This window comes from Nosocomiicoccus massiliensis, assembly GCF_000438455.1.
Classification (GTDB): Bacteria; Bacillota; Bacilli; order Staphylococcales; family Salinicoccaceae; genus Nosocomiicoccus; species Nosocomiicoccus massiliensis.
This window is the reverse complement of sequence record NZ_CAVG010000009.1, coordinates 1-3277: the sequence shown is the minus strand read 5'-3', so window position 1 is coordinate 3277 and position 3277 is coordinate 1. Positions and strand designations below refer to the sequence as shown.

The following is a 3277-nucleotide window of genomic DNA, read 5'->3' as shown; positions in this document are numbered from 1 at the left end:
TAAATGGGCTACACGGACAAGTTTTAATTTCTGGTACATTAGAAGTTAATGGGTCATTTAACCATCTAGAACCGTGGTTTTTAGATGAATTTGATACAAAAATTATTGCTAATGATAATTTGTTTAAAGACGTAGAACTATTTATACCGAACGATATTCACGATTTAAATGATAGAGATTCATATATTGAAGATTTAGTCGATTATTTATCGACTTTTCATTCAATTAAAGAAGATAAAGTAATCGTTTTATTTACGAATTATAAATTGCTAAACGAAGTCTATCAATTTTTACTAGACAGTGAACTGTTTGATATTCCTATTATCAAACAAAATAAAAATGATACACCTAGTAAATTATTACTTCAGTATAATCAGCTTCAAAATTGTATTTTGCTCGCGACTGAAAGTTTTACTGAAGGAATTAATTTGGAAAATCTAAACGATCGTACAATCTTTTTAACGAAGTTACCTTTCCCAGTACCAACAGGTAAAGGTTTTCGACATTTTTATAAACACGACCTGCCTGATGCAGTATTTATGTTTAGACAAATTGTTGGGCGCATTAAAAGAGATGATTCTGACCGTGGCCGTGTCGTGTTATTTGATGAGCGGTTGCTCGAGAAACCGTATCGCAATGCATTTTTAAAGTACTTTAATGAAAAAAGTATTATACACGGTGATAGGACCGCTTTCATTGAGATGTTATCTAGATTATAATTATATTAATATGATTTTTAGGAGGAAACACAGTGCAAATTTCAAATAGAATGGACCTCTTACAGCCTAGTCCGACAATTGCGATAACAAATTTAGGACGTCGCCTAAAAGAAGAAGGAAATGACGTCATCAGTTTATCTGTCGGCGAACCAGATTTTAACACTCCAAAAGAAGTAATAGAAGCAGCACATGAAGCAGCGTTAAATGGACAAACAAAATACTCTGCAACACCTGGTATTTTACCACTACGTGAAGCAATAAAAGACAAAATGAAACGTGATAATCACTTGGATTACTCAGTCGATGAAATTTTTGTCGGTGCAGGTGCAAAGCAAGTTTTATTTAATATATTCTTTGCGATTTTAAACAGAGGAGATGAGGTAATTATTCCTTCTCCATACTGGGTATCTTATGGTGACCAAGTAAAATTTGCTGAAGGTGTACCGGTAATTGCTGAAACGACAAGTGAAACAGACTATAAACTTACACCGGAAATATTAGATCAGTACGTGACTGATAAAACAAAAGCACTCGTATTAAATTCACCGAACAATCCTACTGGTGCAGTTTACAGTAAAGAAGAGCTTCAACGACTTGCAGATTACTTAGACGAAACAGATATCATTATCGTTTCAGATGAAATCTATGAAGTGCTCGTTTATGAAGGCGCACATTACTCAATCGCTCAAATGAGTGAAAAGATGAAGAAAAATACAATTGTCGTTAATGGTGTCAGTAAATCATATGCAATGACAGGATGGAGAATTGGTTTTGCTTGTGGTGACAAAAAATTAATCAAAGCGATGTCTAAACTTCAAAGTCAATCTGTCTCAAACGTTACAACACCTGCGCAGTACGCAGCATTAAAAGCTTATGAGTTAGATAATTCATACTTAAAAGAATATAATGAAACATTTAAGAAAAGAAGAGATCACGCATATAGTGAACTTCAAAAGATTCCGTATATAAAATGTGCAAAACCAAATGGAGCGTTTTACTTATTCCCTGATGTGAGTGAACTCGCTGAAAAATGTAATTTTGAAAGTGTTGATCAGTTCACTGAACAGCTACTGAAAGAACAGTACGTTGCACTCGTACCAGGGTCTGCATTTGGTACTCCGTCAAACTTACGTTTCAGTTATGCATTAAGTGAAGAAAAGTTTTCTGAAGCGATAGAACGTATTCAAACTTTTGTAAACAAATATTTAAACAAATAATCGATCTAAAGAGATATTAGTTGCTAATATCTCTTTATTGTTACCGACTAGGAGAGAGTAGGATGGATGATTATATTAAATATATAAATATTCCTGTCAATAAAATTTTAATCGATCATTATGCAACTATCGGACTCGATGAAAAGATGACGATGCTTTTAATCCGTCTAATGAGTTATAGTAATGACGGTCTAACAGAAGTTACATTTGATGATATTATTGACGGTTCAACTTTTACTCGTGAAGAACTATCAAAGTTAATACAACATTTAATTGCGAATCAATTTATTGGAATTAATAATAAAGTGGTTAGTGGTAAACACGTAGAAACATACGATTTTAATCCCTTGTATAAAAAGCTTGAAAACATCATAACAAATAAAGCTACCCATACTTACACAGAAAATGATGTGAGTGATCTATTTCAATATATTGAAAAGCTATATGGACGTACGCTCGGACCGAGTGAGTATGAACGTATGACGGCGTGGTTGAGAGATGATGGGTATTCTGTTGATGAAATTAAAGAGGGCATTGATATGGCCTATAAAAATGATATTACATCATTAAGCTATGTCGAAAAAATATTGAATAGTATAAAAAAACAATCAAACGATGAACCAGTTATTCCGTTTAAAAATTGGTTAAAAGGAGATATTTAGTCGTGCTGAGTAAAGTAAAGACGATGGAAGCACTCGATATTATCCATGAGATGTTTCCTGATGCGGAAGCAGAGCTAAATTATACAAATGAATTTGAACTGACAATTGCAGTTTTATTATCAGCTCAAGCAACAGACGTATCTGTAAATAAAGTGACAGATACGTTATTTCAAAAATATAAGACACCTAAAGACTATTTAAGTGTTCCGCTAGAAGAACTTCAAAACGATATCAAATCAATTGGATTGTACCGTACGAAAGCAAAGAACATTCAAAAATTATGTAGAGATTTAATTGATAAATTTAATGGAGAAGTACCGACAACGTACGAAGAGCTCATAACACTCGCAGGAGTAGGTCGAAAGACAGCTAACGTCGTATTAAGTGTCGCGTTTGACACTCCAAGAATCGCTGTCGATACACACGTTGAACGCGTTTCAAAACGACTAGGAATCGCGCGTTGGAAAGATAATGTTAACCAAGTCGAAGAAACGTTAATGAGAAAAATCCCAGAAGATAGATGGAGTAAGGCGCACCATCAACTTATCTTCTTTGGACGTTATCATTGTTTAGCTAGAAATCCTAAATGTTATGAATGTCCACTTTTATACATGTGCCGAGAAGGACAAAAAAGAGAGAGAAAATTATTAAAACAAAAAGCAAAGTAATTTAAAAATTA

At 33.6% G+C, this 3277-nt stretch carries 4 protein-coding genes; all 4 read left to right on the top strand.

Annotated elements, in window-relative coordinates; all coding sequences use genetic code 11:
* Positions 1-719, top strand: a 719-nt coding sequence (locus tag TJ68_RS00325) for a helicase C-terminal domain-containing protein (RefSeq protein WP_040928129.1), incomplete at its 5' end; no start/stop codon positions are given.
* Between the two features lie 32 nt (positions 720-751).
* The gene (locus TJ68_RS00320; RefSeq protein ID WP_187364849.1) at positions 752-1936 is read left to right on the top strand and encodes a pyridoxal phosphate-dependent aminotransferase; all 1185 of its coding nucleotides are present in this window, start codon (positions 752-754) and stop codon (positions 1934-1936) included.
* 62 nt (positions 1937-1998) lie between these two features.
* Entirely contained in the window at positions 1999-2598 is a 600-nt protein-coding gene (locus TJ68_RS00315; RefSeq protein ID WP_040928128.1) for a DnaD domain-containing protein, read from the top strand.
* A 2-nt stretch (positions 2599-2600) separates the two neighbouring features.
* The gene (nth, locus tag TJ68_RS00310; RefSeq protein WP_040928127.1) at positions 2601-3266 is read left to right on the top strand and encodes an endonuclease III; all 666 of its coding nucleotides are present in this window, start codon (positions 2601-2603) and stop codon (positions 3264-3266) included.
* Positions 3267-3277 lie beyond the last annotated feature (11 nt).

Coding starts and splice junctions, on each gene's coding strand:
- TJ68_RS00315 (WP_040928128.1), top strand. CDS start 1,999: ATGGATGATTATATTAAATATATAAATATTCCTGTCAATAAAATTTTA.